The sequence below is a fragment of the Franconibacter daqui genome, from assembly GCF_014644275.1.
GTDB lineage: Bacteria > Pseudomonadota > Gammaproteobacteria > Enterobacterales > Enterobacteriaceae > Franconibacter > Franconibacter pulveris.
In genome coordinates this window covers 150596-176020 of sequence record NZ_BMKJ01000005.1, presented here as the reverse complement: position 1 = coordinate 176020, position 25425 = coordinate 150596, and the positions used below count along the sequence as shown (strand labels likewise).

Annotated in this window: 25 protein-coding genes; 10 read left to right on the top strand and 15 right to left on the bottom strand. The window is 57.0% G+C overall.

The genetic code is table 11. From position 1 onward, the window contains the following. Positions 1-33: 33 nt before the first annotated feature. From cysA to IEX01_RS16445, 7 genes are all read right to left on the bottom strand, one after another. Positions 34-1119, bottom strand: coding sequence for a sulfate/thiosulfate ABC transporter ATP-binding protein CysA (cysA, locus tag IEX01_RS16475; RefSeq protein ID WP_024559074.1), 1086 nt, complete (start codon positions 1117-1119; stop codon positions 34-36). Beyond that, the gene (gene cysW / locus IEX01_RS16470) at positions 1109-1984 is read right to left on the bottom strand and encodes a sulfate/thiosulfate ABC transporter permease CysW (protein WP_024559075.1); all 876 of its coding nucleotides are present in this window, start codon (positions 1982-1984) and stop codon (positions 1109-1111) included. Before cysW ends, cysA begins: the two co-directional genes overlap by 11 nt. Further along, positions 1984-2814, bottom strand: a complete 831-nt coding sequence (gene cysT / locus IEX01_RS16465) for a sulfate/thiosulfate ABC transporter permease CysT (protein ID WP_024559076.1) — start codon at positions 2812-2814, stop codon at positions 1984-1986. The genes cysW and cysT overlap by 1 nt, the downstream gene beginning before the upstream one ends. Further along, positions 2814-3830: a sulfate ABC transporter substrate-binding protein gene (locus IEX01_RS16460; protein ID WP_024559077.1), complete on the bottom strand. Its 1017-nt coding sequence runs from the start codon at positions 3828-3830 to the stop codon at positions 2814-2816. Before IEX01_RS16460 ends, cysT begins: the two co-directional genes overlap by 1 nt. Before the next feature lie 149 nt (positions 3831-3979). Next, entirely contained in the window at positions 3980-4879 is a 900-nt protein-coding gene (locus tag IEX01_RS16455; RefSeq protein WP_024559078.1) for a Dyp-type peroxidase, read from the bottom strand. A 92-nt stretch (positions 4880-4971) separates the two neighbouring features. Next, the gene (locus tag IEX01_RS16450) at positions 4972-5547 is read right to left on the bottom strand and encodes an RpoE-regulated lipoprotein (RefSeq protein ID WP_188724189.1); all 576 of its coding nucleotides are present in this window, start codon (positions 5545-5547) and stop codon (positions 4972-4974) included. A 61-nt stretch (positions 5548-5608) separates the two neighbouring features. Continuing rightward, complete coding sequence (locus tag IEX01_RS16445; protein WP_188724188.1) at positions 5609-6046, bottom strand: DUF2919 domain-containing protein; 438 nt, start codon at positions 6044-6046, stop codon at positions 5609-5611. A gap of 100 nt (positions 6047-6146) precedes the next feature. Here IEX01_RS16445 and IEX01_RS16440 point away from each other — a divergent pair, with 100 nt between their 5' ends. Continuing rightward, positions 6147-6539, top strand: a complete 393-nt coding sequence (locus tag IEX01_RS16440) for a YgiW/YdeI family stress tolerance OB fold protein (protein ID WP_024559081.1) — start codon at positions 6147-6149, stop codon at positions 6537-6539. 33 nt (positions 6540-6572) lie between these two features. Here IEX01_RS16440 and IEX01_RS16435 read toward each other — a convergent pair whose 3' ends face one another. Beyond that, positions 6573-6998, bottom strand: a complete 426-nt coding sequence (locus IEX01_RS16435; protein ID WP_024559082.1) for a GNAT family acetyltransferase — start codon at positions 6996-6998, stop codon at positions 6573-6575. Positions 6999-7211: 213 nt separating this feature from the next. Here IEX01_RS16435 and amiA point away from each other — a divergent pair, with 213 nt between their 5' ends. Together amiA and hemF are read left to right on the top strand one after the other, a co-directional pair. Further along, positions 7212-8084: an N-acetylmuramoyl-L-alanine amidase AmiA gene (gene amiA / locus IEX01_RS16430; RefSeq protein WP_024559083.1), complete on the top strand. Its 873-nt coding sequence runs from the start codon at positions 7212-7214 to the stop codon at positions 8082-8084. A 3-nt stretch (positions 8085-8087) separates the two neighbouring features. Then, the gene (hemF, locus tag IEX01_RS16425; RefSeq protein WP_048888546.1) at positions 8088-8990 is read left to right on the top strand and encodes an oxygen-dependent coproporphyrinogen oxidase; all 903 of its coding nucleotides are present in this window, start codon (positions 8088-8090) and stop codon (positions 8988-8990) included. Positions 8991-9018: 28 nt separating this feature from the next. Here the strand turns inward: hemF and mtnA are convergent, their stop codons facing one another. After that, on the bottom strand, positions 9019-10038 hold the full coding sequence (gene mtnA / locus IEX01_RS16420; protein ID WP_024559085.1) for an S-methyl-5-thioribose-1-phosphate isomerase: 1020 nt from the start codon (positions 10036-10038) through the stop codon (positions 9019-9021). Positions 10039-10143: 105 nt separating this feature from the next. Between mtnA and mtnK the strand changes: the two genes are divergently transcribed. From mtnK to IEX01_RS16405, 3 genes are all read left to right on the top strand, one after another. Further along, positions 10144-11343, top strand: coding sequence for an S-methyl-5-thioribose kinase (gene mtnK / locus IEX01_RS16415; RefSeq protein WP_029593543.1), 1200 nt, complete (start codon positions 10144-10146; stop codon positions 11341-11343). Positions 11344-12232: 889 nt separating this feature from the next. After that, complete coding sequence (locus IEX01_RS16410) at positions 12233-12856, top strand: Cap15 family cyclic dinucleotide receptor domain-containing protein (RefSeq protein ID WP_188724187.1); 624 nt, start codon at positions 12233-12235, stop codon at positions 12854-12856. Between the two features lies 1 nt (position 12857). Then, the gene (locus IEX01_RS16405; RefSeq protein WP_188724186.1) at positions 12858-13985 is read left to right on the top strand and encodes a nucleotidyltransferase-like protein; all 1128 of its coding nucleotides are present in this window, start codon (positions 12858-12860) and stop codon (positions 13983-13985) included. Positions 13986-14556: 571 nt separating this feature from the next. Here the strand turns inward: IEX01_RS16405 and IEX01_RS16400 are convergent. From IEX01_RS16400 to IEX01_RS16385, 4 genes are read right to left on the bottom strand one after another with little or no spacing between them, the layout of a single operon-like run. Next, positions 14557-15801 (bottom strand): LVIVD repeat-containing protein, encoded by a 1245-nt coding sequence (locus IEX01_RS16400; protein ID WP_188724185.1) that lies wholly within the window; start codon positions 15799-15801, stop codon positions 14557-14559. After that, positions 15801-16865, bottom strand: coding sequence for a sugar ABC transporter substrate-binding protein (locus IEX01_RS16395; protein ID WP_029593550.1), 1065 nt, complete (start codon positions 16863-16865; stop codon positions 15801-15803). Before IEX01_RS16395 ends, IEX01_RS16400 begins: the two co-directional genes overlap by 1 nt. A gap of 24 nt (positions 16866-16889) precedes the next feature. After that, the gene (locus tag IEX01_RS16390; RefSeq protein WP_188724184.1) at positions 16890-17885 is read right to left on the bottom strand and encodes an ABC transporter permease; all 996 of its coding nucleotides are present in this window, start codon (positions 17883-17885) and stop codon (positions 16890-16892) included. Then, on the bottom strand, positions 17882-19387 hold the full coding sequence (locus IEX01_RS16385; RefSeq protein WP_188724183.1) for a sugar ABC transporter ATP-binding protein: 1506 nt from the start codon (positions 19385-19387) through the stop codon (positions 17882-17884). The genes IEX01_RS16390 and IEX01_RS16385 overlap by 4 nt, the downstream gene beginning before the upstream one ends. A 261-nt stretch (positions 19388-19648) precedes the next feature. Here IEX01_RS16385 and IEX01_RS16380 point away from each other — a divergent pair, with 261 nt between their 5' ends. The 4 genes from IEX01_RS16380 (at position 19649) to IEX01_RS16365 (ending at position 22939) form a co-directional block, all read left to right on the top strand. Then, on the top strand, positions 19649-20740 hold the full coding sequence (locus tag IEX01_RS16380; RefSeq protein WP_024558667.1) for an oxidoreductase: 1092 nt from the start codon (positions 19649-19651) through the stop codon (positions 20738-20740). 118 nt (positions 20741-20858) lie between these two features. Further along, complete coding sequence (locus tag IEX01_RS16375; protein ID WP_188724182.1) at positions 20859-22103, top strand: MFS transporter; 1245 nt, start codon at positions 20859-20861, stop codon at positions 22101-22103. 182 nt (positions 22104-22285) lie between these two features. After that, on the top strand, positions 22286-22546 hold the full coding sequence (locus tag IEX01_RS16370) for a type II toxin-antitoxin system RelE family toxin (RefSeq protein ID WP_024558669.1): 261 nt from the start codon (positions 22286-22288) through the stop codon (positions 22544-22546). 12 nt (positions 22547-22558) lie between these two features. Next, positions 22559-22939, top strand: a complete 381-nt coding sequence (locus IEX01_RS16365; RefSeq protein ID WP_024558670.1) for a helix-turn-helix domain-containing protein — start codon at positions 22559-22561, stop codon at positions 22937-22939. A 7-nt stretch (positions 22940-22946) separates the two neighbouring features. Here IEX01_RS16365 and IEX01_RS16360 read toward each other — a convergent pair whose 3' ends face one another. Both IEX01_RS16360 and cstA read right to left on the bottom strand, forming a co-directional pair. Beyond that, positions 22947-23144, bottom strand: coding sequence for a YbdD/YjiX family protein (locus IEX01_RS16360; protein WP_024558671.1), 198 nt, complete (start codon positions 23142-23144; stop codon positions 22947-22949). A 76-nt stretch (positions 23145-23220) separates the two neighbouring features. Next, on the bottom strand, positions 23221-25326 hold the full coding sequence (gene cstA / locus IEX01_RS16355; protein ID WP_024561515.1) for a pyruvate/proton symporter CstA: 2106 nt from the start codon (positions 25324-25326) through the stop codon (positions 23221-23223). Positions 25327-25425: the final 99 nt, after the last annotated feature.

The following is a 25425-nucleotide window of genomic DNA, read 5'->3' as shown; positions in this document are numbered from 1 at the left end:
GGCCGCTTGCTCGTCGTGTAGGACGTTAACCTATCAGGCCGTCTCAGCCAGAGCAACACTCTGGATCCGCTCATCGCCGTTGTAAAGACGGGCGTGCTGCAGGCCCACATAGAGACGCTCGCCGCGGTGCGGCACATAGTCTTCGCGCAGCACGACCGTTAGCGGTTCGTCATACCAGCCGAGCGGCTGCACGACCAGTTGCATATAGTGTCCCTTCGGACTCACTTCCAGCACCTGCACCGGGAGCGGCGAATCAAGGCTGGTGCGGCGGCTTACGTCCACTTCCCACGGGCGCAGGAACAGGTCAACCGGCCCCTGGTGCGCAGGAGAAAAACCAAGCGGCCAGCGGTGTGCGCCGACGTGGAACTGGCTGCCGCGCACGGTGCCCTTCAGCCGGTTAACTTCGCCAAGGAACTCCAGCACGAAGCGCGTGGCGGGTTCACGCCACACCTGCTCCGGCGCATCAGCCTGTTCGATATGGCCCTGGCTCATCACCACCACGCGGTCGGCCACTTCCATCGCCTCTTCCTGATCGTGGGTAACGAAAACGCTGGTGAATTTTAACTCTTCGTGCAGCTCGCGCAGCCAGCGGCGCAGCTCTTTACGCACCTGGGCGTCCAGTGCGCCGAAAGGCTCGTCGAGCAGCAGGATTTGCGGCTCCACCGCCAGCGCGCGAGCCAACGCCACGCGCTGTTTCTGGCCGCCGGAAAGCTGCGCCGGATAGCGGTCCGCCAGATGAGAAAGCTGCACCATCTCAAGCAACTGCGTCACTTTTTGTTTGATAGCCGCCGCGTTCGGGCGCTCGCGCCTTGGCAACACGGTCAGGCCGAACGCGATATTGTCGAACACCGACATATGGCGAAACAGCGCATAGTGCTGAAACACAAATCCCACCTTACGGTCGCGGGCATGCAGGCGGCTCACGTCGGTGCCGTGAAAGCGAATGCGCCCGCTGGTCTGATGCTCAAGCCCCGCGATAATACGCAGCAGCGTCGTTTTACCGGAGCCGGAAGGCCCCAGCAGCGCTACCATCTGGCCGGAAGGGATATCCAGTGAGATATCATTCAGCACCTGGGTGCGACCAAAAGACTTCTTAATATTGGCAATCTCAATGCTCATGATTTCCCTCCTGTTGCCCGCGTTTTTCCTGATTATTCAGGCGCCACTGCAACGCACTCTTCAAAAACAGGGTCAAAATAGCCATTAACGTCAGCAGGGCGGCGGCGGTAAACGAACCCACCGCGTTGTAATCCTGCTGCAGTAATTCAATCTGTAAAGGCAGCGAAAGCGTTTCGCCGCGAATCGAGCCGGATACCACCGACACCGCGCCAAACTCGCCGATAGCGCGCGCGTTAGTCAGCACCACGCCATACAGCAACGCCCAACGGATATTCGGCAGCGTTACGCGGCGAAACATCTGCCAGCCGGAAGCGCCAAGCAAAATAGCCGCTTCATCTTCCTGGCTGCCCTGGCTCAGCATGACCGGCACCAGCTCGCGCACCACAAACGGACAGGTGACGAAGATAGTCACCAGCACCATGCCCGGCCAGGCGAACATAATCTGCATATCATGTTCATCCAGCCAGCCGCCGAGCGGGCCGTTAGAGCCGTAAAAGAGCAGATACACCAGGCCCGCCACCACCGGCGAGACGGCAAACGGAATATCAAGCAGCGTCAGCAATAATTGACGGCCGCGAAAGTCAAAGCGCGTCACCAGCCAGGCGAGCAAAGTACCGAACACCAGGTTCACCGGCACCGTGATAAGCGCGATCAGCACGGTCAGCCAGATGGCGTGCAGCATGTCCGGGTCGGCGATATTTTCCAGCACCGGCATCAGCCCCTTCGAAAAGGCCTGCGCGAAGATAGAAATCATCGGCACCAGCAGGATCAGGCAGGAAACCAGCACGCCTGTGCCGATAAGCAACCATTTGCCCCAGTTCACGCCGGGGCGATCGTAATTTTTCACTTCAGTAACTTCAGCCATTAGTGACCTACCACGCGCCGGCCAAAGCGGCTTTGCAGAGTGTTAATGCCAAACAGCAGCAACAGCGAAGCGGCGAGGATCACTGAAGCGATAGCGCTGGCCGCCGGGTAATCAAACTCCTGCAACCGTACGAAAATCATCAGCGAGGTGACCTCGGTCTTCCAGGCGATGTTGCCGGCGATAAAAATCACCGCGCCGAATTCGCCAAGGCTGCGGGTAAACGAGAGCGCCACGCCCGCCATCAGCGCCGGAGAAAGTTCCGGCAGCACCACTTTACGAAAGCTCTGCCAGCGGGTGGCGCCGAGCGTCTGCGCGGCTTCTTCGTATTCCGGGCCTAACTCTTCCAGTACAGGCTGCACGGTGCGCACGACAAAGGGAATGCTGGTGAACGCCATCGCCACGGCGATGCCAAGCCAGGTATAGGTCACTTTAATGTCGAACTGCGCCAGCCATTCGCCGTAAAGCCCGTTCACGGAGAAAAGCGAAGCGAGGGTCAGGCCCGCCACCGCCGTCGGCAGGGCGAAAGGCAAGTCCATCAGCGCATCCAGCAGCGTACGGCCAGGAAACTGATAGCGGGTTAAGATCCACGCCATCAATAACCCGAATACGCCATTAAATACCGAGGCCACCGCCGCGGAGAGCAGCGTCACTTTATACGCCGCCACTACCTGCGGGTTGGTAATCACTTCCCAGTACTGCTCCCAGCTCATCTGGGCAAGCTGCATCACCAGCGCGCTAAGCGGCAACAGAAGAATCAGACAAACAAACAACAGGCTGGTGCCAAGGCTCAAGGTAAAGCCCGGCAACACACGCTTAGAGACTGCAAACATTACTTACGCCCCGCCGCGACCAACCGGTCAAATTCGCCGCCGCTGTTGAAGTGGGTTTTCATCGCTTCCGGCCAGCCGCCGAATTTATCCTCCACGCGGAAAAGGTCGGTCTGCGGAAATTTATCCTTCAGCTTGTCCATTACTGCCGGGTTGTTCACGCGGTAGTAATAGTTGGTGATGATCTGCTGCGCCGTCGGGCTATAGAGATAGTTCAGATAAGCCTTCGCCGCCTTCTCGGTGCCGTTGGCTTTGACGTTTTTATCAATCCACGCCACCGGGAACTCCGCCAGGATATTGACCTTCGGCACGACGACCTCGTAACCCTCTTTTTCGTACTGATTGCGGATGTTGTTCACTTCCGACTCAAAGCTAATCAGTACGTCGCCCAGGCCACGTTCAACAAAGGTGGTGGTCGCACCGCGACCGCCGGTATCGAACACCTCAACGTTTTTCAAAAACTGCGTCATGAACTGTTCGGTTTTGGCTTTATCACCGCCGTCGGCGTTGTCCGCCGCGCCCCAGGCGGCTAAATAGGTGTAACGGGCATTACCGGAGGTTTTCGGGTTCGGGAAAATAAGCTTTACGTCCGGGCGCACCAGGTCGCTCCAGTCGTGAATATTTTTCGGGTTGCCCTTACGCACCAGGAAAGCCATGGTGGAATAGAACGGCGAGCTGTTATTCGGCAAACGGCTTTGCCAGTCGGCCGGGATGAGCTTGCCTTTATCATGCAGGATCTGAACGTCGGTCACCTGGTTATAAGTTACAACGTCTGCTTTTAAGCCCTGCAGAATGGCCAGCGCCTGCTTGGACGAGCCTGCGTGCGACTGCTTTATGGTCAGCTTGTCGCCGTTATTCTCTTTTTCCCACTGCTGCGCAAAAGGCGGGTTAAGGGCGGCAAAAAGCTCGCGGGAAACGTCGTAAGAGCTGTTCAACAGCTCGGTTGCCTGAGCGTGTCCTGCCATTAACAGAGAGATGGCGATTGCACTCCATGCTTTTCTAGTGATTTTAACGGCCATTGCGCACCCTTATAAATGTGATGACGATCAGGCATCAGTTTATTTATAACGGGCATTAAAGCTGTAACGCTTTTATATACCGTTTAGCGATTTGCAATTGCGAAAGGATATAAGCCAGCGGCGCGACGGAAAGCCGCGCCGCGAGGGGGTTAAAGCGCGAAAAGCCTCTCGAGAGAGGGGGCGAAATAGTAACCGCCGGTAACTGGCTTTGTGAAGCGCAGCATGGCGTCGCGCTTGCCGTCTTTATCGCCGAACATGCTCAGCAACTGCTGTTCAATGTTATAAAGACGCGCGCAGTAGGCGCAGAAGTACAGACCGTGCACGCCGCTTGCCGTGCCGTAAGGCAGGCTCTGGCGCACAATTTTCAGGCCCTTGCCCTCTTCTTTGAGATCAACGCGAGTCAGATGGGAAGTAACCGGACGCGCGTCGCCGTCAATCTCTTCGTTGGCCACTTTGGTACGGCCAATCATCATCTCCTGATCCGGCACGCTCATGCGGTTAAGCTGCTTCAGGTTATGCTCCCAGCGCTGCACAAAGACATAACTGCCGCCCGCGTCCACGCCGTCGTTAATCACCGCAACGGCGCGACGCGTCTCTTCGCCGGCCGGGTTCTCGGTGCCATCGACAAAGCCGCTCAGGTCACGCTCTTCCACCCAGCGGAAGCCGTGCGTTTCTTCCTGCACGTTGAGCGTGTCGCCAAAGGCCGCCAGCGCGGCCTGCGCCACGGAAAAGTTCACGTCATGGCGCAGAGAAAGGATGTGTATCAGCACGTCGTGCTGGGTGGCGGGCGCCAGTCCTTTACCAAGCGGGGTAAAGTTTTTCAGCTCCTGTGCCCCTACCCCGCCGCTTAATTCACGCCAGAGGTCATGGCCGAAGCCTATCACCACCCCGAGGCTGGCTTCCGGGAACTGCGCCTGAAAGGTCGCGACTTTATCAGCGAAGGCTTTACAGCCCTGACGCAGCGCGTCGCGATCGCCCTGCGCTTTCGCTTCCAGCCAAATGGCGGCGCGGCAATGTTCCGGCAAAATGCCGCTTTGAACCTGAGACATCTCTCCTCCAGCAAAAACGATGCCACGAAGGTGGCATGAATCGGGCTATTGTACCCGATTTTTTTGCCGGCGCGTTGCGCTAAAACAAGCCGTTAACGGTGCCAGACTATCTTGTGCAGCGTCCATTTTTTCAGGGCATCGTCAGAAGGCATTAACCCTTCAGGGCCGCGCCATTCGCCGGTAAAAACGTAGCTGACATGATGACTGCCGGGCGCCTGACACTCCACGCCGTCGCTGTCGTCATCCAGCGCTTTTTTACAGGCGCCATACGCTTTGTCATACAGATCGCTGAAAGGCGTGCCAATCTTCACGCCGCTGTCGGTCGCGATATCGTTATCCAGCACATCGATACGGCTGACTTTGTCGTTTTCGCCGTTAACCACTACGGCAAGCTTGTCATTCTTTAGCGCTTCGAAATAGCGCACCACTGCGCCGCCCTGCGTTTTCATCCCGCTGCGCAAGCGATAATCATCGCCCAGCGCGTCGGCGATCGCCTCTTCTTTCAGCGGCGTGTCGGCAGTGATATCCCCTAAGCCCTTTTCGGTCACTTCAAGCGACGAGCCAAACCAGTTCCACGGCGCGGCGGCGGACCAGTGTACGTTCGATAGCGTGGAACAGCCCGTCAACACGAGCGGCAGACCGCAGAGCAGCAAACGCAGGTTTTTCATTTTTTATCCCTTTCTTAAGCATTATCGCTTGTTGGAACCTCTAAACCGAAAAAAGTGCCGGTTAATCTGTATCGGGCGTAAAGCAGGCGCGCAACCGGGCGTTAAACCCAAGCCACCAGAGCGCGAAGAGGTCGGCGGCCAGCAGAATCATCGCCGCCCCGCTCTGCCCTTCATTGTTTGCCAGCATAAACAGCTGTGAGGTTAGCAGCCAGACCTGGGTAACGATAAGCACCCAGCGCCAGGTGTGCCATAGCCGTGGGAAGCGCTCCCGTCGCTCGCTTAGCAGAAAAGCCAGCGCCGCCGGCACGCCGGTCAGCAAGCCGAGCCAGAAGGCGGCGCGGTCGGGGTAAAAGAGCGCGAGCAGCGCTTCTCCTTGCTCCCGCGATGCGCCCGCCAGCACAAACAGCGCCCAGGTGCGCGCTTGCAACAGCAGCACGCCCCAGAACAGCGCGGGCAGCTTCAGCAGCCCCTGGCTGTCGTAATCGGAAGGTAAAAACATGTATAAATTCCGGGATCCGCCGTCATAAAAGGCAGAATTATGTCACCCTGTAAGGGTGCGAAGAAAGCGCTTCGCACGAGATAACCAAAAGGAGATTGAGATGAAAAAACGTAGCATTGCGTTGTTATTTGCGACGGCCGCGCTGACGGCGGCCCCGGCTATCGCCCAGAAGGGAGGGTTTAGCGGTCCGGATAACACCACCGCCGCCGCGAAAGGCGGCTTCGTTGGGCCGGATGCGGCCAGCACGACGGTGGAACAGGCAAAAAGCCTGCGCGATGACGCCTGGGTGGCGCTGGAAGGCAACATCGTGCGTAAGATTGGCAAAGAGCTTTATGAGTTCCGCGACGCAAGCGGCTCTGTCAATGTGGAAATTGACGATCACGTCTGGAACGGCGTCACCGTCACCCCGAACGACAAAGTGCGTATCGAGGGGGAAGTGGATAAAGACTGGAACTCCGTTGAAATCGACGTGAAAAAAGTGACCAAAGGCTAAGCGCTTTTCACCCGGCCCTGCGCCGGGTGACCATTAATATTCCTGGTCTTCAATCAGCCGCTTGCCAAGGCTTATCACATCCTGGTGCTCGTAACCCAGACGTTCATACATACCCAGCACCACGTCGTTATCCTCGCGGATCTGAATGTTGATTTTCGGGCAGCCGCGGGCGATGAGTTTTTTCTCAAGACGGCTTAATAACGCATTGGCGATGCCGCGTCCGCGAAACTCCGGGTGTACGCCCAGGTAGTACGCCGAGCCGCGATGTCCGTCGTAGCCGCCCATTACTGAACCCACCACCTCGCCGTTCACTTCGGCGACCAGGAACAGATCGGGGTCGTGGTTCAGCTTGCGCTCAATGTCCATTTCCGGATCGTTCCAGGGGCGCAGCAGGTCGCAACGCTCCCAGAGGGTAATGACCTCTTCGAAATCTGGCTGGCGAAAAACACGTATCTCCATGGTATTACCCATCTTTTGCGCAATAAAAACAGTGATTATGGCGCTATCTGTTGCAATAGCCAATATCCCCGGCAAAACTTCGCGAAAAATGGCATACTACCCTTTCGCCTCGCCTTGAAATGAAAAGTAAAACTTTTCCCGCTACGGAATGTCGTCCCCTGAAGAGCGATACGCTATAACACTGCGGGACCATAAAAACAGAAGTCAGGACGCATGAGCACTATTAAGCCCTTAAAAAAACTCACATCGCGCCGTCAGCTGCTGCTTACGGGCCTCGCAGCCCTGACGGTTACCGGCATTAACAAAGCCCTTGCTAAAGAAGAGAAACCGCTCGCCACCAGTAACAGCCACAGCAAGCCGAAAGCCAAAAAAGCGGGCGCGAAGCGCGTGGTGATGCTCGACCCGGGCCACGGCGGCATCGATACCGGCGCTATTGGCCATAACGGCTCAAAAGAGAAACACGTGGTGCTGGCGATTGCCAAAAAAGTGCGCGCTATTCTGCGCGCGCGAGGTATCGACGCCCGCCTTACCCGCAGCGACGACACTTTTATTCCGCTCTATGACCGGGTGGAGATAGCCCACCAGCATGGCGCGGATCTCTTTATGTCGATTCACGCCGATGGTTTCACCAGCCCCACCGCCGCAGGCGCGTCGGTGTTTGCGCTCTCTAACCGCGGGGCGAGTAGCGCCATGGCGAAATACCTCTCCGATCGCGAAAACGCCGCCGACGACGTAGCGGGCAGCCGGGTAAAAAATAAAGATCACTATCTGCAACAGGTGCTGTTCGACCTGGTGCAGACCGATACCATTAAAAACAGCCTTACGCTCGGCTCGCATATCCTGCGCCAGATTAAACCGGTGCATCGCCTGCACAGCCGGTCGACCGAACAGGCGGCGTTTGTGGTGCTCAAATCGCCTTCCATTCCTTCCGTGCTGGTAGAAACCTCTTTTATTACCAATCCGGAAGAGGAAAAGCTGCTCGGCACCAATGCGTTTCGCCAGAAAATCGCTACCGCTATCGCCAACGGCGTCATCAGCTATTTCAACTGGTTCGATAACCACAAAGCCCATTCGAAGCGAGGCTAACCGATGCAACCGGACATTCAGTTAGTAAAAACGTTCCTGCTCGATTTGCAGGACCGCATCTGCCAGCAGCTGGCGGCTATCGACGGCGCCGCGTTTGTTGAAGACGCCTGGCAGCGCGAGGGCGGCGGCGGCGGTCGCAGCCGCGTTCTGCGCGAAGGAAACGTCTTCGAACAGGCGGGCGTTAACTTTTCGCACGTTCATGGCGATGCGATGCCCGCGTCCGCCACCGCGCACCGCCCGGAGCTGGCGGGACGCAGCTTCGAGGCGATGGGCGTTTCGCTGGTCGTGCATCCGCGCAACCCTTATGTACCGACAAGCCACGCCAACGTGCGCTTTTTTATCGCCGAGAAGCCGGGCGCTGACCCGGTCTGGTGGTTTGGCGGCGGCTTTGACTTAACGCCCTTTTACGGTTTTGAAGAAGACGCCGTGCACTGGCACCGAACGGCGCGTAACCTCTGCCAGCCTTTTGGCGAAGAGGTTTACCCGCGTTACAAAAAGTGGTGCGACGATTATTTCTTTCTTAAGCACCGCAACGAGCAGCGCGGCATTGGCGGCCTGTTCTTTGATGACCTCAATACGCCTGACTTCGACCACAGCTTTCGCTTTATGCAGGCGGTGGGCAACGGCTATCTGGACGCTTACCTGCCTATCGTCGAACGTCGCAAGGCGCAGCCCTGGGGCGAGCGCGAGCGCGACTTCCAGCTCTATCGTCGCGGGCGCTATGTAGAGTTCAATCTGGTGTGGGATCGGGGCACGCTGTTTGGCCTGCAAACCGGCGGGCGCACCGAATCTATCTTGATGTCGATGCCGCCGCTGGTGCGCTGGGAGTACAACTACCAGCCTGAAGAGGGCAGCCCGGAAGCGGCCCTCTACCGCGATTTCCTGCCGGTTCGCGAGTGGGTATAACTACCGCGGCGCCCCTGAAAAGGCGCCGTTATTTTTTGAATCGTCCGTTCGCCACGTCATCCGGCGTCACGACCCCGCTGTCCAGCACCCAGCCGCTAATCAGCGCCGCTGGCGTGACGTCAAACGCCGGGTTGTAAACCCGCGCATTTTCCGGCGCCCACTGCACCGCGCCAAAGCTGCCCGCCACGCCCGTCACCTCGGCTGGTGCCCGTTGCTCAATGGGGATAGCCGCGCCGTTCGGACAATCCGGGTCAAGCGTGGTCTGCGGCGCGGCAACATAAAACGGAATATGATGAAACTTCGCCAGCACCGCAAGGCTGTAAGTGCCGATTTTATTCGCCACGTCGCCATTGGCGGCGATACGGTCCGCGCCTACCCAAATAGCGTCCACCAGCCCCTGCGCCATCAGGCTCGCCGCCATCGAGTCGGTAATCAGCTGATAAGGGATGCCGAGCTCGCCAAGCTCCCACGCCGTTAAGCGACCACCCTGCAACAAAGGTCGGGTTTCATCCACCCAGACGTTGGCGACCTTACCTTCATCAAACGCCTGGGCGATAACGCCAAGCGCAGTGCCCACGCCCGCTGTCGCCAGCCCGCCGGTATTGCAGTGGGTGAGCAGGCGGCTGCCTGGCTTCACAAGCTGGCTGCCCGCCCGGGCGATGCGGTCGCACAGTTCGCGGTCTTCCTGCACCAGGCGAACCGCTTCGGCTTCCAGCGCGGCGGCGGCGTTCTCCTGCGCCAGCGCCTCTTTCATGCGGTCGAGGTTATTCATCAGATTAACCGCCGTGGGCCGCGCGGCGCGCAGCGTTTCGAGGGCATGGGTCAGTTCTTTCCGGCTCAGGCCGCGTTCGCCCAGCAGCGCCAGCAGCAGGCTTGCCGACAGGCCAATCAGCGGCGCACCGCGCACCCGCAGCGCATGAATATGGCCGACCAGCGCCTCTACGCTGTCGGCGGGCAGCCAGTTTTTCTGCTGCGGCAGCGCCTGCTGGTCGAGGATCCAGAGCTTATTGTCCACCACCCGCAGGCTGGTTGTCTGAAGTGTCTGCATGAGTTAAATCCCTGTTGCGTTATTGTGGCGTATTGTGTCAGGATGCGAAACGGATGTATAGACGTCTGAACGGCTTTATAACCTGATTGCATGAGGATATTAGCAATGTCGCACTACCGAACCTTCACGGCCCACGACGCAGTGGCTTACGCGCAACAGTTTGGCGGACTGGCGGATCCGGCCAGCCTTGTGGAAGCGCAGGAAGTGGGCGACGGCAACCTCAATCTGGTGTTTAAAATTTTTGATACCCAGGGCGTTAGCCGCATTATCGTCAAGCAGGCGCTGCCTTATGTCCGCTGCGTAGGCGAATCCTGGCCGCTGACGCTCGACCGCGCGCGGCTTGAAGCGCAGACGCTGGTCGAACACTACAAACATTGCCCGCAGCATACGGTAAAAATTCACCATTACGACGCGGAGCTGGCGGTGATGGTAATGGAAGATCTCTCAAGCCACCGCATCTGGCGCGGCGAGTTGATAAGCGGCGTCTATTACCCGCAAGCGGCGAGCCAGCTTGGTGAATACCTGGCGCAGACGCTGTTTCATACCAGCGATTTTTATCTCCATCCCCACGAGAAAAAAGCCCAGGTGGCGCGCTTTATCAACCCCGAGATGTGCGAAATCACTGAAGATCTTTTCTTCAACGACCCGTATCAGATTCATGAGCGTAATAACTATCCGGCAGAACTGGAGCCGGAAGTCGCGGCGCTGCGTGACGATGCGCAGCTCAAAACCGCCGTCGCCGCGCTCAAGCACCGCTTTTTTTCTCACGCCGAAGCGCTGCTGCACGGCGATATCCATAGCGGCTCGATTTTTGTCGCTGACGGCAGCCTGAAGGCGATTGACGCCGAGTTTGGCTATTTTGGCCCGGTCGGTTTTGACGTCGGCACCGCCATCGGCAACCTGCTGCTGAACTATTGCGGCCTGCCGGGACAGCTTGGCATTCGCGAGGCGGCAAGCGGCCGCGACCAGCGTCTTGCGGATATTGTCGAACTGTGGAACACCTTCGCCGAGCGCTTCCAGTGGCTTGCGCGTGAGAAGACCCGCGACGCGGCGCTCGCCTTCCCCGGCTACGCCAGCGAGTTTCTGAAGAAAGTCTGGGCAGACGCCATCGGCTTTGCCGGTACGGAGCTGATTCGCCGAAGCGTCGGCCTTTCCCACGTGGCGGATATCGACACCATTCAGGATAAAGAGATGAAGCTCTCCTGCCTGCGCCACGCCATTGAGCTTGGCAAAGCGCTGATTGTGCTGGCCCCGCGCATCGACAGCGCCGACGAGCTGGTCGCCCGGGTGCGGCAGTACGGTTAAACGTTTCCCCTCTCCCCGACGGGGAGAGGGGGAAAATCCTCCGCCCTTGCCAACCGCGCCTTTCGGTCCCCTCTCCCTTGTAGCCAACTAACTACCCGCAACGCTTCTGCCACCCCCATCATCTATGGGGCAGCGGTAACCGTCTGTTCGACACAGCTGATGGCACAGTTAAAATCGGAATCAAAGTTCTTTAATAAGGTCCAGTCGGGAGTGAGCGGTCTACAGGGCGTTCGATTAAGCGGAACATAATGAAAAAGACTTTTAAGTATAGTGCTTAGCTGGGATAAAATGCCGCCTTTAGAGGCGGCGTTGAATCATTGTGACCTGCTACCCATTGCAATCTGCTTCCTGAAAATCAATGCAGTACGGACCTGGCGATATTAGCTCCTGCCACGAAGCGGAAAAGTGTGAAGGTCTGCTTTGAGCGAAAAGCGGAAGTTAGATTAATGTTAGCAAAGACATTTTCTAACTCCACATCACCCTTGGGAAGTCTGCAAAAAAGCAAGTTGAAAAACTCCGCTGGTGGTAAATCTGATTCGGTTAAAGCCTCCGCCGGATTTTTACCGAATGGCGCAGCCGGGGAACCGGTGCGGCCTGCCCCGGCGTTGCACGCCTGACCACTATATCTGGTAGGTCTGCCAGCTGAGAGAGGCACAACATGTAATGATCTGCGCCGCAGCGGGGCGATTCGGCAGAATAGGCATTTTACCAAATTACCAAATCTTTTGGTAAGACCGGCAAGCAGACTTGATGCAACTGATTGTAGAGTCTAGGTTTGAAAGAAAATTTTACAATTATGTGGAATTAGGATAATTCTTATAAGATAATGTTATCATTTTCAGGAGCAACTTAACGGTACATCTATCACTCTCATACTTTCAGGAGTCATATGAAAAGCCATGAATATATTGTTATAAGCGGTTTTAACAGGAGCAAGGTAGGTAAAATAATTGGTTCCTTAGCTTCTCTGATATCAGGGATTCTAGTCTTTTTTATTTTAAGTTACCTTGAAAGTCATTCTTACATTGAAGCGAAATCTGTAATGACCCCAACAGTATCTTCACTCGTTAGTGCAGGTACAATGTATCTGGTTCTCTACTGGATTTTTGACTCAAGATTATGGAAGTGGAAGTTAATATCAAAAATTATTAACGTCCCGGATCTATCGGGAGAGTGGGATTGTGAAGGGCGCGGCGAAAACAAGGAAGGAGACGTTTTTTCATGGAATGCTAAAATTAAAATATTCCAGTCATGGGATAAAGTTCATATACGGTTGCAAACCTCACAGTCAGGTTCTGACAGTATAGCTGCTTCTATCATATATGATGGCGAAATAGGTTATCGGTTAGTTTACAACTACAGAAATGATCCGAGAATAAACGAAAAAGAGTTAAGCCCACATATGGGATTTGCAGAATTAACTTTTAATAAGAGCCTGACAACTGCTGATGGTGAGTATTTTAATGGCAGAGGTCGGAATACCTTTGGGACAATGAAGCTAAGGAAATTGTAATATGGCCGATAACTTTTCATCGCGAATCGAACGTTTAAGAACACGAAGAAGAGGGATAAATGAAATATTTGCAATGGACAGCGGCCTTGAAAGCAGAGAGATCTTACTGGAGAAATCTCGACAACAAGAAGCTTGGGAAAGCAGAGCTTCCGGGAAATCAGCTACCAAATATGCATTAGGAGCCATGCAGGAAGTTGATCCAGTTTATACAAGGGTTAGCATCGAAACAGGGAAGAGAATAGAAAATCAACTTGCTAACCGATTGGAAAAAAAGGGAATTTCAGCTTCATTTCGTTTGCAGGGTTCTGTGCCGCTTAACATCCATATCAAAGGTGTTAGCGATGTAGACATTCTTACTATTGATGAACAGCTATTCATTTTTTCAAACGAAGGAAGTAAAGCAAGCAGTTATATTTTATCCAAGAAAAAAGCTGTAGATGTACTTCAGATCTTACGGGAAGAAATTGAAGATAGTCTCAGGGCTGCGTTCCCGGCTGCAAAGATTCATACTGAAAACTCCAAAGCAGTAAAAATAACCGGCGGCTCTTTAGCTAGAGATGTGGATGTAGTTCCGGCTGTTTGGTGGAATAATGCCAGATATCAGGATACAGGAAATGAAGTTGACAGGGGCGTGGCAATTCTAAATATAAAGAATAACCAACGAATTTATAATACGCCATTCCTTCATATTGATTATATTGAGAGCCGTTGCAAAACAACGCTAGGCGGATTAAGGAAATCAATAAGATTACTTAAAAACATTAAAGCAGATGCGCATGAGGAAGGCGTAGAAATAAACCTCAGCAGTTTTGATATTGCTTCTATTATGTATCATGCTGATATGGGAAATCTCTTAAGAGGTCACTTCTATGAGCTTGCAATACTAGGTGAAACTCAGCGCTGGCTTGACTGGTTATGGCATAACTTTGAAGAAGCAAAGAAGCTGGAAGTACCTGACGGCACTAGAATGATATTTGACACAGACGAAAAAAAGGATGAGTTGCTAAAATTGTCACTGCAAGTCGATACAATATTGACAGCCGTTCACAATGAAATGAATTCCCTTTTTCATAAGGATTCAATCGATGAGGGAATGAGACAATACTTGAGTAATTCAAAAGTCGATTAACATCATAATTTTTTTATTGATATTAAGAATTATAAATCATTGTTGTAGGGTTTTAGATTAATTTAGCTGAAAATCTCATTTAGCATTACGTTTTAAACCGTCCCCAATGGGACGGTTTTTATGCTAAGCATAAACCTGACCAATAAGACTGGTCGCTTAAACGTCCGCTCCTGGCACAAAGCTGACATTCCTTATTAATGCAGTGCGCAGCCTGCCCTTAAATGCCGCGCTAGCGGCATGGAGGCGCCAGATAATATTGTCTGTCACTCCGTGGCGGGAAAACGCCGTATACCCGACGTAGCCGGTTGCAGCGCCAAATATTCTGCCTGGCCAATCCCCGCCCTGATTAGCCCAAACCTGGTTTCAACAATGCAGAAGTCCCGGTAGTTTCTTTTAACCCCGCTGAGCGCGCTTTACGGCGCTTGTGACGTAAAAGGCGTGATTTCGATGGCAGCTTGTTGCTGACGCCTGGAGGCGTGTTCACAATCATTTTCAGCAACGGACACGGGACTTAACCCGGTAGCGTCCTGGAAAAGAGTGAGAGTAAAGGTCATAACAAAAGCGCCAACGCCTACCCCAGATACTCAATCACCGACAGCCCACCGTTGTAGTCGGTGCTGTAGATAATGCCCTGCGCGTCGACAAACACATCGCAGGACTGAATCACCTGCGGGCGGCCTGGCCGCGTGTCCATCATTCTGGCAGGCGCAGCAGGCACCAGCGCGCCAGCCTCCACCGGACGATACGGATTCGAAATATCATAAGCCCGCACGCCCGCGTTCTGGTAAGTAGCGAAAATCAACGTCGAGCTGATAAAGCTGCCGGGACGGTTTTCATGCAAATTATGCGGGCCGAAGTGCGCCCCTTTCGCCACGTAATCCGCTTCATCCGGCTGCGGGAAAGTCGAAATGCTCACCGGGTTCGACGGCTCGCGAATATCAAACAGCCAGATAAACTTCTCGCCGTCTTGCTGGTTGTCGAGCACCGCTTCATCCAGCACCACCAGCAGGTCGCGGTCCGGCAGCGGCAACGCGGTATGGGTGCCGCCGCCAAACGGCGGGCTCCAGTTGCGATGCGCGATAAGCTTCGGCTGGCTGCGGTCTTTCACATCCAGGAGAGTCAGACCGCCGTCGCGCCAGCTGCCGTAGGCGGTATCGCCCGCGATAATCGCGTGGTGCAGCGCATAGCGCTTGCCTTCAGGCCACATGGGCTGCTCGCCTGCCGCCTCGTTCATGCCCGGCAGCCACCAGCGCCCCGCCACTTCAGGCTTACGCGGGTCGGCCAGATCGATGGTCAGGAAGATGTAGTCGGTAAAGCCGTCAATGAGCGCGGAAACATAGGCCCAGCGCCCGCCCACATACCAGATGCGGTGGATGCCGATGCCGCTCAGCGACAAAAAGCCAATCTCGCGTGGTTTATCGGGCGTGGAGATATCAAACACCCGCAGCCCGGCGCTCCAGCCTTGCTCTTGTACATCGCGCACCGTGTCGCCTACCGAGCGGGTGTAATAAACCTTCTCGTCAGCGAAGCGGGCATCGGCAAAGAGGTCGCGGGCGTTGATAACCAGCAGCAGATCGTCATGCGCCTGGAGATGCACGTTCCATGTGCCCGGCGGCGCGGGAACAAAGCCTGCCGCCTTCGGGTTTTTCGGGTCACGCACGTCCACAATGGAAAAGCCCTGCGACACCATATGGCCGATGTACGCAAAGCCCCGGTGGACCATCAACTGCACGCCGTCCGGGCGGCCGCCCTGGTCGGAGTGGCCAATCAGCCGCATATTGCGGCTGTATTCGGGCTGCGGTAAGTGGGCGGCCATTATTTGTTCTTCGCTTCAAGCGTGGCGAACCACGGCGCGATAAAATCTTCCGTCTGGCCCCAGCCTGGGATGATTTTGCCAAGGCTCGCCACGTTCACCGCCCCACCCTGAGTCGCCAGCAAGGCCTGCGGGATAGCCGCGGCTTTAAAGTCATAGGTCGCCGGCGTCGGCTCGCCTGCAATCTTGTTGGCGACAAGACGCACGTTGGTGGCGCCAATCAGTTTCGGGTCGACCGCCACGGTCACTTTCCACGGGCTGCCCGCTTCACGCATCAGCTGCAAATCCTGGTTGGAAACATCAATGCTGTAGAGCTTAATCTCGGTGCGTCCGTTCTCTTTCAGGGCTTTATACGCACCCTGACTGAAGGCGTCCCAGGCGCCCCAGATGGCGTCGATTTGCCCTTTCGGGTATTTCGCCAGCACCGCGCCCACTTTGTTAGCCGTGTCGCCCTGCACGTCGGAGGAGACCGCGCCGATGGACTCCAGCTCTTTAATGCCCGGGTTCTGCTTAAGGATCTCTTGATACGCCGCCTGGCGGCGCTCCATCGGCGGGAAGCCCGCGACCCACAGCTTGATGATATTCGCCTTGCCGTTGAAATCTTTCACCAGCTGGCCGACAGAGAGATTGGTCAGCGAAGCGTCATCCTGCTGGGTGACGGTCACGCCCGGGATCTCGCCGTTCACGGCGGTATCGAACACGGAAACTTTAATGCCGGCATCGACAATGCGTTTCACAAGCTGAGTGGAGTAAGGGTCGCGCCCCTGAGAGAGGATGATGCCGTCATACTTCTGGCTAATCGCCTGGTTGACGAAATCCTGGAATTTCGCGTCGTCGCCGTTGCTGAGAAACGTGCTGACCTTAAAGCCCAGCTTTTTCCCTTCCTGAATCGCGCCCGCCACAAACTGGGTGGTGTTGTCGTCCGAGCCGAGGTTGCGAATAACGGCGATACGAACAGGCCCGCTGTGGTTAGCGATAGCCTCCGGCACTGGCGCAGGCGTGGCGGCGAATCCCGGCAGCGCGGAAAAGAGACCCAGCGCCAGTAAAGAGAGCGTAAATTTTTTCATTATGATTAATTCCCTGTTCTGTGATTAACGGCGCTGGATATACGTGATGGCAAGCGCTCCAGCAAGCACCAGCCCCTTAATAATGTCCATGGCGTAGTACGGCACCGAGAGCATCACCAGCCCGTTAGAGAGCACGCCCAGAATCACCGCCCCCACTAACGTGCCGAGCGCGTTCGGCTTGCCGCTTCCGGCGAGCGAAAAGCCTATCCACGCCGCCGCGACGGCGTCCATCAAATAGCCGCCGCCCGCATTCACCTGCGAAGAGCCGATGCGCGAAGCAAGTAAAATGCCGCCAAGCCCCGCCAGCAGCGACGCTATCATGTAGGCCGCCACTTTGTAGCGGGTAGTGCGAATGCCGGAAAGGCGCGCCGCTTCCGGATTGCCGCCGATGGCGTACATGCGCCGCCCGTGGGTGGTGAGCGAAAGGCCAAGCTGCGCCACCACGGTGACAACCAGCATGATGATGACAATGGTTGGCACCTGTCCCAGCAGCCCGAACGCTTCAGGGATAGTCCCCTCCGCCATCTCGCCGCTCGGCAGCACCATGTTTTCGGTAATCGACCCGCCGTAGCTATAAGTCATCGCCACGCCCTGAATCACAAACAGGCTGGCGAGGGTGGCGAGCATATCGGGGATTTTCAGCACCACTATCAAAAAGACGTTGAACAGCCCCACCAGCGCGCAGAGCAGCAGCGTGATGACGATGGCCTCGGTGGTGCCGAAGCCGTGCCAGACAAAGAGTGAAATCACCAGCGCGTTGGCAAGCGAGGCGGTAGAGCCCACGGAGAGGTCAAACCCGCCGACGGTGAGCGATACCGACACGCCGATGGCTATCACCGTCACAATGGCGATAGAGCGCAGAATGTTGATGATATTGAACGGGTCGAGGAAATTGTCGGAGGCGATGCCGAACAGCGCAATCAGCGCCACCACCGTAAGCAGCATTCCCCACTTATAGAAAAATTCAAACAGCTGATGACGCGCCGAGGGCGTCGTCTTAAGGGTTGCGGCTTTGCTCACGCAGGGGTTCCTCCGGTGGAGTAAAGTAGTAAGGTCTCTTCGCTGGCCTGTTTACCCTCCAGCTCCGCGACGATGCGCCCGTCCCAGAGCACGCAGATACGGTCGCACAGGCCCACCAGCTCGGCGAATTCGCCGGAGGCGTAAATAATCCCTTTGCCTTCGCGGGCCAGCTGGTCGATAAGAGTGAAAAGGTCGGTTTTCGCTTTCACGTCCACCCCTTTGGTCGGCTCGTCAAAAATCAGCACTTCCGCCTGGCCGCGCAGCCATTTGCCGATGGCCACCTTCTGCTGGTTGCCACCGGAAAGACGACGCAGCGGCTGCGCCGGGCCGGTAGTGCGCACGCCAAGCTTCGCGATGCTTTCAAGCGCCCAGCGCCACGCCTCGCGATGGCGAAAAAGGCTTGCGCGGGCGAAAGTGTTATCAGCGCTCACCGCCAGGTTCATGACGACCGGCTCGTCGATAAAAATGCCCTCTTTGCGCCGCTCTTCAGGGATCAGAGCCAGCCCCTGCTCCACCGAATGCGCCGGGTCGCGCGGCCGCCAGGGCTTGCCGTTCAGCTCGCCTGCGCGCAGCGTGCTTTTTGTCGCGCCGAACAGCGCCTTGCAGAGTTCTGTTTTGCCCGCCCCCGCCAGTCCGGCGATGCCAAGAATTTCGCCGCGCTTAAGGCGCAGGGAAATATCGTGCAGCAGGCTTTCATCATGCAGCCCCTCGATGCGCAGCAGCGTCTTGTCGCCTGGCGTTGGACGCTTTGGCGGGTAAATATCCGCTAGTTCATGGCCGAGCATCTTCTCGACTATCTGTTCGCCGCTGAGCGCCGCCATCGGGCCGCTCTCAATCAGCCTGCCGTCGCGCAGCACCGTCAGGGTGTCGCAGATAGCGTTTAATTCATGTATGCGGTGCGAGATAAACACCACGCCGATGCCCTGCCCCTGCAGCCGCTTCACAACAGTGAAAAGCCGCTCGCTTTCATGCTGGTCCAGCGGCGCGGTAGGTTCGTCGAGAATTAAAAAACGGCAGCGGTGGGAAAGCGCGCGCGCCAGCAAAATTTGCTGCTTTTCGGCAAGGGTGCAGCGCTCAATGCGCCGGTTCACGTCGAGCACGACATCCAGTTGCGCCAGCGCCTGCTGCGCGCTGGCGCGAATGGCGCGCCAGCGATAGTAGTGGCCGGGCTGCGCCAGATGGTCGAGCATGATGTTCTCCGCAATGCTCAGCCCCGGCACCAGCGCGACGTCCACTTCCTGCTGCACCAGATGAATGCCAAGCGCTTTGGCCTCGCGCGGCGAGCGGATAACCACCGGTTCGCCGTCAATGAGGATCTCGCCCTGATAATCGGGATAGGTGCCGCACAGCACCGCCATCAGCGTCGATTTCCCCGCGCCGTTGGCGCCCGTCAGCGCGTGGACGGAGCCGCCGCGCAGCGTGAAATCGACTTTTGTGAGCGCCTGAAACCCGGCAAAGGCAATCGAGATAGCGCGCATTTCAAGGCGCTGCGAAACAGGCATGGCGGGGCTCTCCGGGTGGTAATAACGCGATGATTTGCCACTTTTTCACGCAGACCTGTCTGCTGGCAATGAACGAATCGGCATAAGATAAAGCGAAAAAGTATTAGCCGTCCAGATGTCCAGAAGTAACATCGAAATAATTCATGATCGGCGCGCTTCGCCCTGCATCATGAAAAAAATGCAACATGCCGCCGCGATTACATCAGACGTCTGGAAGTCTGTTTGTGGTAGGGTGAGAGAAAACATAACAAGGACACCATCATGAGCAGCAACACTGATATTCGCGTCGTTCCCGGCCCGGCCAACTACTATTCTCACGCAGGCGCGCTGGCGCGCCTTGCGGACTTCTACACGCCCGAACAACTTTCCCGCGCTTTTTGGGTTTATGGCGAACGCGCTATTGCCGCCGCCCGGCCTTTTCTGCCGGACGCGTTTAACGCCCCGGGCGCGAAAAAATGCCTCTTTCAGGGCCACTGCAGCGAAAGCGATGTGGCGAAGCTTGCGCAGGAAGCGGGAGAGGACCGCGCGGTAGTCATTGGCGTAGGCGGCGGCGCGCTGCTTGATACCGCCAAAGCGCTGGCCCGCCGCCTGGGGTTGCCGGTCGTCGCCATACCGACCATCGCCGCCACCTGCGCCGCCTGGACGCCGCTCTCGGTCTGGTATAACGACGCAGGCCAGGCGCTGCATTTTGAGATATTCAACGATGCCAACCACCTGGTGCTGGTGGAGCCGGAGATTATCCTGCGCGCGCCGGTGGAGTATCTGCTGGCGGGCATCGGCGATACGCTCGCCAAATGGTATGAAGCGGTGGTGCTGGCGCCAGAGCCTGAAACCCTGCCGCTGACCGTGCGCCTGGGCATTAACGGCGCGCTGGCCATTCGCGACGTACTGCTTGAGCAAAGCGAAGCGGCGCTGGCGGACCAGCAGCGCGGCGAACTGACCCAGGATTTCCGCGACGTGGTCGATGCGATTATCGCCGGCGGCGGCATGGTGGGCGGCCTTGGCGAACGTTACACCCGCGTGGCGGCGGCGCATGCGGTGCATAACGGTCTCACCGTGCTGCCGCAGACCGAGAAATTCCTCCACGGCACCAAGGTGGCTTACGGCATTCTGGTGCAGAGCGCCCTGCTCGGCCAGGATGAGGTGCTTGCGCAGCTGATTAACGCCTATCAGCGCTTTAACCTGCCGACCACGCTTGGCGAACTGGAGGTAGATATCCGCAACGCCGCAGATCTGGAGCGCGTGATTGCCCATACGCTGCGCCCGGTCGAGTCGATTCACTACCTGCCGGTGACGCTAACGCCTGCCGCCCTGCGCGCGGCGTTTGAAAAAGTGGAAAGCTTCGCACGCTAAGGAAAAGCACGCGCCGCCATGCCACTTTTCGCAAAATCCCTGTAGGCTTAAAAGCTTGTTGATGCGGCGATAAACCACTTACTCGCGCCGCCTTTTTTTTGCGTTAATGGGATGGTTTATGGCTTCTGTACACTCTGACGGCGGGGCGTCGCTGCTGGCGCACCGCTCGTTTGTCGCCTTCTGGCTGGCGCGCACCTGCTCCGGCTTTGGTTTCCAGATGTTGTCTATTGTGGTGGGCTGGCAGATTTACGCGCTCACCCACAGCGCGTTTTATCTCGGCCTGATAGGTCTGGTGCAGTTTCTTCCCTCTGTTACGCTTGCGCTCTGGGCAGGTCACGTCGCCGACCAGCGCGACCGCCGCCACGTGGTGCTGCTGGGACAACTGGTGGAATGGCTGGCCATCGGCGCCCTTACCGCCGTCACGGTGATGCATCTGGCGGATGTAAATATCATTCTCGGGCTGATTTTTGTAATTTCGGTGGCGAAAGTGATGGAGGCGCCGTCATTGCAGTCGATGCTGCCCGCCCTGGTGCCGCCCGCCCTGCTGGCCCGCGCCACGGCGGCGAGCGCGGTTTCAAGCCAGGCGGCGATGATTATGGGTCCGGCGCTGGGCGGCCTGCTGTACGCTTTTGGCGCGGACGTGGTCTATGGGCTGACCGCCGTGCTGTACCTCATCTCTATTGCGATGGTCAGCCGCCTGCGTTATGAACAGGCGCCGCCGAAGCGCCAGCCCGCAAGCCTCGCCACCCTCTTCGCCGGGGTGAAGTTTATTCGTGAGCGGCCAGACGTGCTGGGGGTCATCTCCCTTGACCTTTTTGCCGTGCTGCTGGGCGGCGCTACGGCGCTGCTGCCCATTTATGCGCACGATATTCTGCATACCGGCCCGTGGGGTTTGGGCCTGCTGCGCGCGGCCCCCGCCGTCGGCGCGCTGCTGGTGGGCTTCTGGTTGAGCCGCCATTCGCTGGAAAAGAACGTCGGCATGATTATGTTCCTCTGCGTTGCCGGTTTTGGCGTGGCGACGCTGGTGTTCGCGCTCTCAAGCAACCTGTGGCTTTCGCTTATCGCGCTCTTCGCCACGGGCGGGTTTGACATGGTGAGCATGGTTATTCGCGGCGCGCTGGTGCAGCTTGATACGCCCAACGACATGCTGGGCCGCGTGAATGCCGTTAACTCTATTTTTATCAACACCTCTAACCAGCTTGGGGAGTTTGAGTCCGGCATGCTGGCGGCGCTGCTCGGCGCCGTCCCCGCCGCGGCGATAGGCGGCATCGGCACGCTGGTGGTGGTGGGGCTCTGGATGCGTCTCTTCCCGTCGCTGCGCAAGCGTCAGCGGCTGGAAGAGCCGAAACCCGAAGCCGCCTGAATACGCAACGCCTTCCGCCCGGAAGGCGTTTTTGCGAGACGGTACGAGAAACCTTTCGCTGCCGCTTTCCTCCCGCCCGTTCCCCGTTTAGCGTACTTCATATAAGCAAATCACTTTCAGATAAAAGCTTATATTCTTATATTTTACTTATAATACGGAAGCGGATAGAGTGAGGGAACATCATGGAGATCAGATGGACAAAGCGGGCGTACAAACAACTCAATGCCGTACCGGAAAGCGACAGGCTTACGCTCTATAAGAAGGTCTCCGCGCTCGCCGCTGAAGACACCAGGCTGGACATTGTAAAACTGGCGGGGCTGAAACCCCGTTACCGGCTGCGGGTGGGGAGTTATCGGGTTATCTACGAGCGCGTGGCAGGCGTACCGGTTATCTGCCTCATTCTGGAAGTGAAACGCAGAACCACGACGACTTACCTAAATTAACGGGGGATCGATATGCTCAACGCACAAATTATTCATGATAAACAGGGCAAACCCGAATATGCGGTCATCCCTTATGAGCTCTATCTGTCTGTGCTGGCGCAACTGGAAGATGACGAGGCGCTGGCGTCACTGCCATATGAGCCGGATAGCGACGATGACGTCACGCTGCCGCATGAGGTGGTTGGCATTACAGTCGAGCAGAACGTGAGTTTACAGGCCGCCTGGCGTATCTGGCGCGGGCTGTCGCAGCAGGAGGTGGCTGAAAAACTCGGCATCAGCCAGTCTGCCGTTTCGCAGCTGGAGTCCCCTGATTCACGTCCGCAAAAACGTACCCGCGAAAAACTGGCGGCGCTCTATGGCTGCCAGCCGGAACAACTGGTGCAGTACCGCTAACCGGCGCTTAGCAGCACTTCGCCCCACCTTTGCCGCCGTAGCGGGCATCCTGACGTTCCCGAAAGAACGCTTCATACGTCATGGGCGTCTGGTCCGGGTGGTTGACGCGCATATGCTCTACGTAGTTATCGTAGTCCGGCACGCCAATCATCATTTTCGCCGCCTGGCCGAGGTATTTCCCGGCTTTGGCAAGGGTATCGAACATCGTTTTATCCTCGTTATCCCCTCCCCCTCAGCCACAATGCTGAGGAAAAGGGGAGAGACATATATACGTTACAGGTTTAATGCGCGCTTTTCGCTTCGGTGACAACGCGGTCGAGGTTCTCAGGCATCGGCTCGTACGGCGTCTCCCTGGCGGTCGGGCGATTTTCTTTCAGCGCCTTCATCGCGGTTTTTAGCGAAAAGAGCGCCAGCACGACGACCACCGCCATAAAGAAGATGGTCAGCCCGGCATCAAGACGGTTATTAAACACCAGCTGGCTCAATTGCGCCTGGGTGTACTGCGCCGGAATATTACCGCTGTCGATCATCGCCTGGAAGCGGTTGGCAATGGCCAGGAAGCCGACTTTATTATCCGGGCTGAAGGCCTTTTGCCAGCCCGCCGTCAGCGTGCAGATAAGCAGCCAGGCGGTCGGCAACAGCGCCACCCAGGCGTACATCTGGCGCTTCATCTTGAACAGCACCACGGCGCAAAGCATCAGCGCCATGCCCGCCAGCATCTGGTTGGCGATACCGAAGAGCGGCCAGAGGGTGTTGATGCCGCCAAGCGGGTCCACCACCCCCTGGTGCAGGAAGTAGCCCCACGCCAGCACGCAGAGCGCCGTCGCCAGCAGGTTAGCGGGTAGCGACTCGGTACGCTTGAGGTTGGGCGAAATTACCCCCAGCAGGTCCTGCAGCATAAAGCGCGCCGCGCGGGTGCCCGCGTCCACTGCGGTCAGAATAAACAGCGCCTCGAACAGAATCGCGAAGTGATACCAGAACGAGACATCCATCAGCCCACCGAGCGCGCCGTGCAGAATATAGGCCATGCCGACGGCTAAGGTCGGCGCGCCGCCCGCGCGGGAGATAATGGTTTGTTCGCCCACGTCAGCGGCTATCTGGCTAAGCGTATCCGGCGTTATCTGGAAGCCCCAGCCGCTGACCACCTGCGCCGCCGAAGCCACCACGTCCGCCGTACCGGCAGGCGCCAGCACCGCCATCGGGCTGTTCATGGCGAAGTAAACGCCCGGGTCGATCACGCAGGCGGAAACCAGCGCCATAATGGCGACAAACGATTCCATCAGCATGCCGCCGTAGCCGATAAAGCAGGCCTGATTTTCGTTCGCCAGCATCTTCGGCGTGGTGCCGGAGGCGATCAGCGCATGGAAGCCGGAAACTGCGCCGCAGGCGATGGTAATAAACAGGAACGGGAAGAGGTTGCCGCTCCACACCGGCCCGGTGCCGTCGATAAATTTCGTCATCGCCGGCATGGTCAGCGTCGGGCGCATAATCAGAATGCCGATGGCAAGACCAATAATGGTGCCGATTTTCAGGAAGGTGGAGAGGTAATCACGCGGGGCGAGCAGCAGCCAGACCGGCAGCACCGCCGCCACGAAACCATAGCCTACCAGCATCCAGGTCAACTGCACGCCGGTGAAATCGAAGTACGGCGCCCATGTCGGGCTTTGCGCTACCCAGCCGCCGGAAATAATAGCGAAGACCAGCATAACGAGGCCGATAACGGAAACCTCGCCAATGCGTCCGGGACGCAGATAGCGAATATAGATGCCCATAAAAATAGCGAGCGGGATGGTAAAGGCGACGGTATAGGTTCCCCACGGGCTATGGGTAAGCGCTTTCACGACGATCATCGCCAGCACGGCGAGGATAATCACCATGATCATAAAGCAGGCTATCAGCGCGATAACCCCCGCCGTGTTGCCCATCTCTTCTTTCACCAGCTCGCCAAGCGAGCGGCCGTCGCGACGGGTTGAGACAAACAGCACCATGAAATCCTGCACCGCGCCGGCAAACACCACGCCTGCGAGGATCCAGAGCATGCCCGGCAGATAGCCCATCTGCGCCGCCAGCACCGGCCCCACCAGCGGGCCTGCGCCAGCGATGGCGGCAAAATGGTGACCGAACAGCACTTTTTTGTCGGTAGGCACATAGTCGAGGCCGTCGTTATGGCGCACGGCGGGCGTCATGCGCGTGGCGTCCACGCCAAGCACGCGTTTTGCGATATAGAGACCATAAAAACGGTAGGCGATGAGATAGATGCAGACAGCGGCGACCACTATCCACAGCGCGTTAATTTGCTCGCCGCGGTTAAGCGCGATGTAGCCCATCGCGAAGGCGGCCGCCACGGAGAGCCCCGCCCACAGCAAGTATTTCCCTGAATTCGTCATAAGAATTGTCCCTTCAGTGAAGGTGGAATGAAACAGAGGTGTTACATTTTGTTTCTATATCACGACAGAAGATTTAACAACTTGGCTACTGGAGAAACG

Excerpts from the sequence above, each read along its gene's own strand:
- mtnA (WP_024559085.1), bottom strand. The coding sequence starts at position 10,038 with ATGCAGACACTTCAGACAACCAGCCTGCGGGTGGTGGACAATAAGCTC.
- IEX01_RS16380 (WP_024558667.1), top strand. The coding sequence starts at position 19,649 with ATGAGCAGCAACACTGATATTCGCGTCGTTCCCGGCCCGGCCAACTAC.
- IEX01_RS16435 (WP_024559082.1), bottom strand. The coding sequence starts at position 6,998 with ATGGAGATACGTGTTTTTCGCCAGCCAGATTTCGAAGAGGTCATTACC.
- hemF (WP_048888546.1), top strand. The coding sequence starts at position 8,088 with ATGCAACCGGACATTCAGTTAGTAAAAACGTTCCTGCTCGATTTGCAG.
- IEX01_RS16385 (WP_188724183.1), bottom strand. The coding sequence starts at position 19,387 with ATGCCTGTTTCGCAGCGCCTTGAAATGCGCGCTATCTCGATTGCCTTT.
- IEX01_RS16370 (WP_024558669.1), top strand. The coding sequence starts at position 22,286 with ATGGAGATCAGATGGACAAAGCGGGCGTACAAACAACTCAATGCCGTA.
- IEX01_RS16455 (WP_024559078.1), bottom strand. The coding sequence starts at position 4,879 with ATGTCTCAGGTTCAAAGCGGCATTTTGCCGGAACATTGCCGCGCCGCC.
- IEX01_RS16440 (WP_024559081.1), top strand. The coding sequence starts at position 6,147 with ATGAAAAAACGTAGCATTGCGTTGTTATTTGCGACGGCCGCGCTGACG.
- cstA (WP_024561515.1), bottom strand. The coding sequence starts at position 25,326 with ATGACGAATTCAGGGAAATACTTGCTGTGGGCGGGGCTCTCCGTGGCG.
- cysW (WP_024559075.1), bottom strand. The coding sequence starts at position 1,984 with ATGGCTGAAGTTACTGAAGTGAAAAATTACGATCGCCCCGGCGTGAAC.
- cysT (WP_024559076.1), bottom strand. The coding sequence starts at position 2,814 with ATGTTTGCAGTCTCTAAGCGTGTGTTGCCGGGCTTTACCTTGAGCCTT.
- amiA (WP_024559083.1), top strand. The coding sequence starts at position 7,212 with ATGAGCACTATTAAGCCCTTAAAAAAACTCACATCGCGCCGTCAGCTG.
- IEX01_RS16460 (WP_024559077.1), bottom strand. The coding sequence starts at position 3,830 with ATGGCCGTTAAAATCACTAGAAAAGCATGGAGTGCAATCGCCATCTCT.
- IEX01_RS16365 (WP_024558670.1), top strand. The coding sequence starts at position 22,559 with ATGCTCAACGCACAAATTATTCATGATAAACAGGGCAAACCCGAATAT.
- IEX01_RS16450 (WP_188724189.1), bottom strand. The coding sequence starts at position 5,547 with ATGAAAAACCTGCGTTTGCTGCTCTGCGGTCTGCCGCTCGTGTTGACG.
- mtnK (WP_029593543.1), top strand. The coding sequence starts at position 10,144 with ATGTCGCACTACCGAACCTTCACGGCCCACGACGCAGTGGCTTACGCG.
- IEX01_RS16445 (WP_188724188.1), bottom strand. The coding sequence starts at position 6,046 with ATGTTTTTACCTTCCGATTACGACAGCCAGGGGCTGCTGAAGCTGCCC.
- IEX01_RS16360 (WP_024558671.1), bottom strand. The coding sequence starts at position 23,144 with ATGTTCGATACCCTTGCCAAAGCCGGGAAATACCTCGGCCAGGCGGCG.
- IEX01_RS16410 (WP_188724187.1), top strand. The coding sequence starts at position 12,233 with ATGAAAAGCCATGAATATATTGTTATAAGCGGTTTTAACAGGAGCAAG.
- IEX01_RS16395 (WP_029593550.1), bottom strand. The coding sequence starts at position 16,865 with ATGAAAAAATTTACGCTCTCTTTACTGGCGCTGGGTCTCTTTTCCGCG.
- IEX01_RS16400 (WP_188724185.1), bottom strand. The coding sequence starts at position 15,801 with ATGGCCGCCCACTTACCGCAGCCCGAATACAGCCGCAATATGCGGCTG.
- IEX01_RS16375 (WP_188724182.1), top strand. The coding sequence starts at position 20,859 with ATGGCTTCTGTACACTCTGACGGCGGGGCGTCGCTGCTGGCGCACCGC.
- cysA (WP_024559074.1), bottom strand. The coding sequence starts at position 1,119 with ATGAGCATTGAGATTGCCAATATTAAGAAGTCTTTTGGTCGCACCCAG.
- IEX01_RS16405 (WP_188724186.1), top strand. The coding sequence starts at position 12,858 with ATGGCCGATAACTTTTCATCGCGAATCGAACGTTTAAGAACACGAAGA.